This window comes from Protofrankia sp. Cr1, from assembly GCF_963555865.1.
Taxonomy (GTDB): domain Bacteria; phylum Actinomycetota; class Actinomycetes; order Frankiales; family Frankiaceae; genus Protofrankia.
In genome coordinates, this window is record NZ_CAUVXO010000179.1 from 1 (window position 1) to 6585 (window position 6585).

A 6585-nucleotide genomic window follows, 5' to 3' on the forward strand; every position below is an offset into this window, starting at 1 on the left:
TCCCTGGAAGTTGTTTGCGCGAGCATCGATATGCTAGCGAGGCACGACACGATCAGACGCCGGCAAACCGGTGCCCGCACGACCTTCCCAGGAGGAAACAGTGACGTCTCCCACGATCACGCCCGACGAACTGACCGGCACGTGGACGATCGACCCGGTACACAGCCGGCTGGGCTTTGCCGTCCGCCACGCGGTGGTCACCACCGTCCGCGGGAGCTTCGGCGGCTTCGAGGGGACGCTGACCCTCGACGGCGCCGAGCCGCTGTCGTCCAGCGCCACGGTGACCATTTCCACCGCCAGCCTCGACACGGGCAACGCGGACCGGGACGGTCACGTGCGCAGCGCAGACTTCCTCGACGTCGAGCAGTACCCGTCGATCACCTTCGTCAGCAACAGCGCGAAGAGCGGCGGCAGCGAGACCAGCTTCGTCCTCAGCGGTGACATCACCGTCCACGGTGTGACCAAGCCGATCGACATCGAAATCGAGTTCGGTGGTTCCGCCAAGGACCCGTTCGGCAACACCCGCGCCGGTTTCGAAGGTTCGGCGACGATCAGCCGCAAGGAGTTCGGGATCACCTTCAATGCTCCGCTGGAGAGCGGTGGTCTTCTCCTGAGCGACAAGATCAAGATCGAGCTTGACATTTCGGCAATCAAGTCTGTCTGACCGACCCCGGTCCGGCCAGGATCGTTCTCGCACCGCCATCGGTCGTCACCTGCGGATTCGCAGGCGGATCCGCGAGGCGGCGCGAGAACGATCCGTGAGCCTTCCGGTCACGTGGTTCACAACGGGCTGGTCACAGATCGAGGACGAGTTTCGGAGTGCGACTACGGGAAACACAGATCATCATGAATTCCGACGCGGCCCGCTCGTCATCGGTGAGTACCGAATCCCGATGGTCGGGCTCACCTTCGATGACACCGGTCTCGCAGGTGCCGCAGATGCCCTCCCGGCAGGAGGACAACACATCCACCCCCGCTGCTTCCAACACCTCGAGCACCGACCGCGCCGCGGGGACCCGCACCGTCCGGCCGCTCCGGGCGAGGACAACGTCGAACTCGTCCAAGACCGCCGCGGCACCGTCCCTCCCGACGCCGTTCGTGCCGCCGGCTCCTGGTGGGCGGGGCCGAAAGCGTTCGACGTGCAGGCTGCCGGTGGGCCACGCTGCGCATCGCGACTCCACCGCCGCCAGCAGACCCTCAGGGCCGCAGCAGTAGACCGCGACATCCGGGCGGGGAGTGCCCAGAAGGCCGCCGAGATCGAGCTGGCCATGGGTGTCCTCGGGCTGGACCGCCACTCGGTTCCCGTAACGGGCCAGTCGGTCGAGGAACGCCATGGACGCATGCCGGCGTCCGCCGTAGACGAGCTTCCACGCGGCACCCGCGGTCTGCGCCGCCTGGACCATCGGCAGGATCGGAGTGATGCCGATCCCGCCCGCGAGAAACAGGTACTCCGGCGCCGGAACGAGCTGGAAGTTGTTCCGTGGAACGCTGGCCGTCACCTGATCGCCGACGCTGAGAACCTCGTGCACGTGCCGGGACCCGCCACGCCCAGCGGGCTCGTGTAGTACCCCGATCTCCCAGTGGCTCTCGTCACCATGATCGCCACACAGTGAGTACTGGCGGACCAGTTGCTCGGTCAGGATCAGGTCGATGTGCGCACCCGGCGTCCACGCCGGTAACGCACCGCCGTCGGGACGGGTGAGCACCACCCGCACGACCGCCTCGGCGACACGTTCCTTCGCTGCGACGACCAGACCGAGCCGACCGTCCTGCGGCGCACTCGCAGACATTGCCTACCGCCTTCCTCACGTCATTCATACCCGACGTCGGCCACGGACAGGCCTCGACCGTCCTTCAGGATCACACCGATCGGATCTGGAAGCTGCTATGCCAACCTTCATCGCCCGGCTCGTCGTTACTATGCGCTTCCCACGAATAGCGTCGACCTGAAGCGAGAGGAACGTCGTCCCCATCGGCGTAGAGATCAGCAGCGGTGGTCGGCCGGCGTCGCCTCGGCCATCAGACGGACCTCGCAGGTCGGCGAGGCGTTGTGCCCTTGGTAGGAATCGGACCTACGACCTATCGCTTAGGAGGCGATCGCTCTATCCACTGAGCTACAAGGGCGCACCCATGACGAGCATAGCCGTGACACCGCAGCCAGCTCACACATCGGCGTGGGTGGCGGGTCAGCCGAACTGTTCGGCGAGAGCGACGAGTTCCTTACACCGCGGGCACACCGGGAACCGCTGCGGGTCACGCACCGGCTCGAACTGGTAGCCGCACAGCGCGGTCACCCGGCCGCCTTCGATGGACGCCCGGACGATCTCCTCATGGCGGGCGTAGTGGGCGAAGTCGTTGCCCTCGTCCGTCCCGCTGTGGGTGGTCTCCGGTGCGATCTGGGTCGAGCTCATGGAGCCAAGTGTAGGACGCCGTACCGCGCCGCGACCGCCGACATCCGACCCCCGATCGGGGCCGCCGATCGGACCCCCCGATGATCGGTCAGGCCGGCCGGCACATCGCCTCGCGGGCGTACCCTGGTACCTGGACGAAGGAGCCCGGTGACTGGACTTATCGACAGTACCGAGATGTACCTCCGTACCCTCTACGAGCTGAGGGAGGAGGGCATCCCGCCGCTGCGTGCACGTCTTGTCGAAAGATTGCACGTCAGTGCTCCCGCAGCCAGCGAATCGACCTCGCGGCTGGCCAGTGAGGGGCTGGTCGCTCTTGCAGACGACCGCACCGTGCAGTTCACCGAGAAGGGTCTCGCCCGCGCGACCGCGGTCATGCGCAAGCACCGCCTGGCAGAGCTTCTCCTCACCCGGGTGATCGGCCTGGACTGGGCACTGGTCCACAATGAGGCGTGTCGATGGGAGCATGTGATCTCCGACGAGGTGGAGATGCGGCTCACCGAGATCCTCGGCGACCCGAAGAGATGCCCGTTCGGCAACGTCATCCCGACCGGCTCGTTCGACCGCCCAGCCGGGCCTCGGCCACCGGCTCCGCTGAGCTTGCTGGCCGCCGCCGACTTCGCGGGTTCCCGGGCCACCCCGGTCACGGTCAGCTGGATCTCCGAGCGCCTGCAGACGGACGAACGCACGATGCGCCAGCTGCGCGACGCCGCGGTCATGCCAGGTGCCACGGTGATCGTCCGCGGGCGCGGTGACGTCGTCGAGATCGTGTCTCCGGAGGAAACCCCGGTGGGCGACGAAGCCACCGCCATCGAGCTTTCGCGGCGGGGCGCGGGGCTCGTCTATGTCGAGCGGTCCGTGGCGAACGTGGCATGAGCGCCGCGGGATCCCGATAATCATCCACCCGGCCGGACGGCCCCGGCGAGCCTCGGCCACCAGACGTCCTCGAGGCGCACCACAGTGCCTGTGTGTGGTGCGTCAATCATTTTGCCGGCGCCGATGTAGATCCCGACATGATGTAGATCAGCGCCGAAGAAGAGCAGGTCGCCCGGGATGAGCTCGGCGGTGGAGACTTGGCGCCCCTCGTTCCACTGCGCACCGGTGTAGTGGGACAGCGCGATTCCCGCCTTGGACCACACCCACTGGGTGAGCCCCGAGCAGTCGAAGGCGTTCGGGCCGGCCGCCGCCCACATGTACGGCTTGCCGAGCTGCGCACGGGCCTCGGCCACCGCGACCGCCGCCCCGCCCCCGGACGCGCCCACGCCTCCGCCTCCGCCGACGCTTGCGGCCACGGTGGGTGGGGGCGGCGGCGAGATCGGCATTTCAGTGAATCCGCGACCGGCACGTTCGGTCAGTTTGCTCAGATCACGTAGTTGCTCCTGCTCGGCCACGGCCTGCGCAGCGCGGGCGGCAGCGGCCTGTGCGGCCGCCCGCTCACGGGCCCGAAGAGCCGCGGCCTCGTTTTCACGCGCCTGCCGCACAAGATCGTCGTGACGGGCGACCAGTTCGTCCAGCAGCGCCCGCTGTGCCGTGATCGATGTCTCGATGCTCTGCTTCTGCGTCTCGAGGGATACGACCTCTCGATGCTGCTCATCGACTGCCAACGCGGCGGCGGCCTGTGCATCGGTAAGATCATGCCGTGCCGACCGCAACTGAACGTCGGCCTCCCTGCCGCGACGGGCGAGCGCGTCCATCGCACCTGCCCGATCCAGCACGGTTGCGGGGTCGCCGGACAACAGGACCGACAGCTGTTCGAAGTCACCGGTCTTATAAGCGACAGATCCGACAGTACGACGCTTTTCCTGTGCGGCCTGCACGGCGACGTCAGCACGCCCGACATTGTCCGCGGCCCGGGCCGCAGCCTGTTCGGCCGCACCCAGCCGCAACCGGCCGGCATTAAACGCTTCGGTGACGGCCTCGGTCGAATTAGTCAGGTCGGTCAGACGCTGCCGGGCGCCCGCAATGTCTTCCGTGATCTTGTTTATGTCGTCGGCTCTGGCCGGGCCGGCAGTGGTCGACACAAGCATGATCGCGCCGACGAGAGCCCCGAGTAGACCCACGGCAAGCGGTGTCCGCGCAAACGCCCGATGTTGGACCTCCGCGACAATAGACGGCCGTTTACGCAACCGGACAAAAACGTATGAAGCGACGCGAACCTTGTAATTGCTATCTGCATCTGAGTCGCTACCCACAGCCAGGCACAGTAACCCTTGGCGCCAGTAGAATCACGCACACGCGCCGATTCTCACAGAGAGTAATGTGAGGTACAACACACAGCCACCACAGGGAATCACGAGCCGCCCAATTTGGCGAATTCACGTGTCAGAAACAGGCAAGATACCGGTCCGGAACGCATCCTATCGACTCTTCGGCCGAAGGATCCGGGACGGCCACGCTCGGCCGCCGACCGGGGCGAGCATGGTCCGCGCGGGCGGGCGGGGCGACCGACGGGAGAGACATGAATTCAGATCAGCTTAAAAATCTCCAGGATGGGATAACCAGCGCAGCGAGTGCCGGCAGTACCGCCTGGATCCTGGCCGCATCGGCGCTGGTTCTCCTGATGACGCCCGGTCTCGCATTTTTCTATGGTGGAATGGTGCGCTCAAAGAATGTGCTCGGCATGCTCATGCAGAACTTCTTCTGCATGGGTGTCGTCAGCATTCTCTGGGTACTGATCGGTTACAGCATCGCGTTCGGCGACAGCAACCAGATCTTCGGCGGCTTCCACTTCGCGCTGCTCAACCACATGAACGAGGCGGTTCCCGGCTACGCCGAGACGACACCCTCACTCGCCCAGGTGATCCCACCGATCGTGTTCGTGGCCTTCCAGCTCATGTTCGCGATCATCACCCCAGCTCTGATCACCGGTGCCACGGCTGACCGCTGGAAGTTCGGGGCTTTTGCCGTTTTCATCGCCATATGGTCGCTCGTCGTCTATTCACCGGTGGCGCACTGGGTCTTCTCCCCGGAAGGCTGGCTGTTCAAGAAGGGCGCCGAGGACTTCGCCGGTGGCACGGTCGTCCACGCGAACGCCGGCGCCGCGGCCATCGCCGTGGCACTTGTCCTCGGCCGGCGCAAGGGCTGGCCGGGTACCAGCTTCCGGCCGCACAACCTGCCGTTCGTACTGCTCGGCACCGGCCTGCTCTGGTTCGGCTGGTTCGGCTTCAACGCCGGGTCCGAGCTCGCCGCCGACACCCGCTCCGGCTTCGCGTTCGTGAACACCAATACCGCGACCGCAGCCGCCATGCTCGGCTGGCTGCTCGTGGAGAGGATCCGGGACGGCAAGGCCACCACGCTGGGTGCCGCCTCCGGCGCGGTCGCCGGCCTGGTCGCCATCACCCCAGCCTGCGGCTTTGTCTCGCCGGCCGGCTCGATCTTCATCGGGCTACTCGCCGGCGCTGTCTGCGCCCTGGCCACAGCGATCAAAGGCAAAGTCGGCATTGACGACGCCCTCGACGTCGGTGCTGTCCACCTCGTCGGCGGTGTGCTAGGCGCCCTGCTGATCGGCTTCTTCGGCACCAGCGACGTCGCTCCCGGTTTCAGCGCCGACGGCATCTTCTACGGCGGTGGCGCCAGCCTGCTCGGCAAGCAGGCGCTTGCGGTCGTCTCGGTGGTGGCCTACTCGTTCGTCGTAACGTTCATCATCGCCTTCGTCATCGACAAGATTTACAAGATGAGGCTGTCGCCGGACGAGGAGCAGGAGGGCATGGACTTCGTGCTGCACGGCGAGACCGCGTACGAGTTCGTCTCGCTCGGCGGCGACTCCGCATCGTTCGCGTCCTCGACCACGACCACCGAGGAGGGGCAGGCGTGAAACTCGTGACCGCGGTCATCAAGCCGTTCAAGCTGGATGACGTGAAAGCTGCGCTGGAAGCTCTCGGCGTGCACGGCATGACCATCTCCGAAGTCCAGGGTTTCGGTCGGCAAAAGGGCCACACCGAGGTCTACCGGGGCGCCGAATACAAGGTCGACTTCGTCCCGAAGATCAAAATTGAGATCGTCACGGATGACAGCGCCGTTGAGGAGCTGGTCACCGCCATCACGACCGCCGCACAGACCGGCAAGATCGGCGATGGCAAGGTCTGGGTGGTACCGGTCGAGACCGTCGTCCGGGTTCGCACCGGCGAACGTGGATCAGACGCCCTGTAGAACAGTGCGCCTCACGGTAACCGTGCAC

The 6585-nt window shown here is 66.0% G+C and carries 7 protein-coding genes and 1 tRNA gene; 4 read left to right on the forward strand and 4 right to left on the reverse strand.

Annotated features, from left to right (window positions below):
- Positions 1-100: 100 nt before the first annotated feature.
- A complete protein-coding gene (locus U9980_RS15010; protein ID WP_322768477.1) occupies positions 101-664 on the forward strand; it encodes a YceI family protein in 564 nt (187 codons plus the stop codon).
- 130 nt (positions 665-794) lie between these two features.
- Here the strand turns inward: U9980_RS15010 and U9980_RS15015 are convergent, their stop codons facing one another.
- From U9980_RS15015 to U9980_RS15025, 3 genes are all read right to left on the reverse strand, one after another.
- Positions 795-1790: a PDR/VanB family oxidoreductase gene (locus tag U9980_RS15015; protein WP_322768478.1), complete on the reverse strand. Its 996-nt coding sequence runs from the start codon at positions 1788-1790 to the stop codon at positions 795-797.
- 261 nt (positions 1791-2051) lie between these two features.
- Positions 2052-2124, reverse strand: a tRNA-Arg gene (locus tag U9980_RS15020).
- 62 nt (positions 2125-2186) lie between these two features.
- Positions 2187-2411, reverse strand: coding sequence for a DUF3039 domain-containing protein (locus U9980_RS15025; protein ID WP_322750662.1), 225 nt, complete (start codon positions 2409-2411; stop codon positions 2187-2189).
- A 147-nt stretch (positions 2412-2558) separates the two neighbouring features.
- On the opposite strand from U9980_RS15025, the gene U9980_RS15030 reads away from it, so the two are divergent.
- The gene (locus U9980_RS15030; RefSeq protein ID WP_322750661.1) at positions 2559-3284 is read left to right on the forward strand and encodes a metal-dependent transcriptional regulator; all 726 of its coding nucleotides are present in this window, start codon (positions 2559-2561) and stop codon (positions 3282-3284) included.
- A gap of 20 nt (positions 3285-3304) precedes the next feature.
- Here U9980_RS15030 and U9980_RS15035 read toward each other — a convergent pair whose 3' ends face one another.
- Positions 3305-4534: a C40 family peptidase gene (locus U9980_RS15035; RefSeq protein WP_322768479.1), complete on the reverse strand. Its 1230-nt coding sequence runs from the start codon at positions 4532-4534 to the stop codon at positions 3305-3307.
- 332 nt (positions 4535-4866) lie between these two features.
- Here U9980_RS15035 and U9980_RS15040 point away from each other — a divergent pair, with 332 nt between their 5' ends.
- The gene (locus tag U9980_RS15040) at positions 4867-6222 is read left to right on the forward strand and encodes an ammonium transporter (protein ID WP_322768480.1); all 1356 of its coding nucleotides are present in this window, start codon (positions 4867-4869) and stop codon (positions 6220-6222) included.
- On the forward strand, positions 6219-6557 hold the full coding sequence (locus U9980_RS15045) for a P-II family nitrogen regulator (protein ID WP_322768481.1): 339 nt from the start codon (positions 6219-6221) through the stop codon (positions 6555-6557). The genes U9980_RS15040 and U9980_RS15045 overlap by 4 nt, the downstream gene beginning before the upstream one ends.
- Positions 6558-6585: the final 28 nt, after the last annotated feature.

What these genes read in the sequence shown, in the direction of transcription:
- U9980_RS15015 (WP_322768478.1), bottom strand. Translation starts at nt 1,790, where the DNA reads ATGTCTGCGAGTGCGCCGCAGGACGGTCGGCTCGGTCTGGTCGTCGCA.
- U9980_RS15025 (WP_322750662.1), bottom strand. Translation starts at nt 2,411, where the DNA reads ATGAGCTCGACCCAGATCGCACCGGAGACCACCCACAGCGGGACGGAC.
- U9980_RS15040 (WP_322768480.1), top strand. Translation starts at nt 4,867, where the DNA reads ATGAATTCAGATCAGCTTAAAAATCTCCAGGATGGGATAACCAGCGCA.